Annotated in this window: 1 protein-coding gene; it reads left to right on the forward strand. The window is 76.5% G+C overall.

The annotated features are described in order from the left end of the window. Nucleotides 1-800: COG4223 family protein (locus FD715_RS22635; protein WP_370455446.1), on the forward strand; the 800-nt coding region annotated here is incomplete at both ends.

An 800-nucleotide genomic window follows, 5' to 3' on the forward strand; every position in this document is an offset into this window, starting at 1 on the left:
CGAGACCGAGACCCGCCTCACGGCGTTGGAGCAGGAGCTGGCCGCGCTGCCGCCCGCCGCCGACCTCACCCCGCTGACCGAGGACATGGCCCGGCTGCGCGAGGAAAGCGCGGGCGGCATCGCCGATCTCGGCAGCCGGGTCGATGCGCTCGACTCCGAGATCGAGACGCTCGGCTCCGACCTCGAGAGCCGCGTCGCCGCGCTGCAGACCCGCCTCGACGAGGGTGCCGACGGCACGCTGGCCGAGGACGCCGTGGCCCGCTGGCAGGGCGAGGTCGACGAGCTGCGCGCCCGGCTGCAGGCCCAGGCCGACGAGATCGCCGCCATGGCCGAGACCGCGGCGGGCGAGATCTCCGCCGCCGAATCCACCGCCGCCCAGCTCGAGGCCGAGGCCGCCGCCGTGGCCGCCCGCGCCCAGGCCCGCGCCGTGCTTGCCACGGTCGAGGCGGCGCTGGAGACCGGCGAGCCCTATGCCGACACGATTGAGGAGCTGCAGGCCGCCTCGCCCGTCGAGGTGCCCGAGCCACTGGTGACCCATGCCGAGGAAGGCGTGGCGAGCCGCGCCGAGCTGATCGAGAGCTTTCCCGAGAGCGCCCGCGCCGCGCTGGCGCTGGCGCGCCGCGAGGGGCTGTCGGGCGAGGAGGGCGGCCGGGCGCTGGGCTTCCTGCGCGACACCTTCCAGCTGCGTGCGACCCAGCCTTCCGAGGGGGACACCGTCAACGCCGTGCTGTCGCGCGCCGAGGCCGCGCTGCGCGACGGGCGGCTGGACGCGGCGCTGGCCGAGATCGAGACCCTGCCCG

The organism is Tateyamaria sp. syn59, from assembly GCF_007995245.1.
Lineage (GTDB): Bacteria > Pseudomonadota > Alphaproteobacteria > Rhodobacterales > Rhodobacteraceae > Tateyamaria.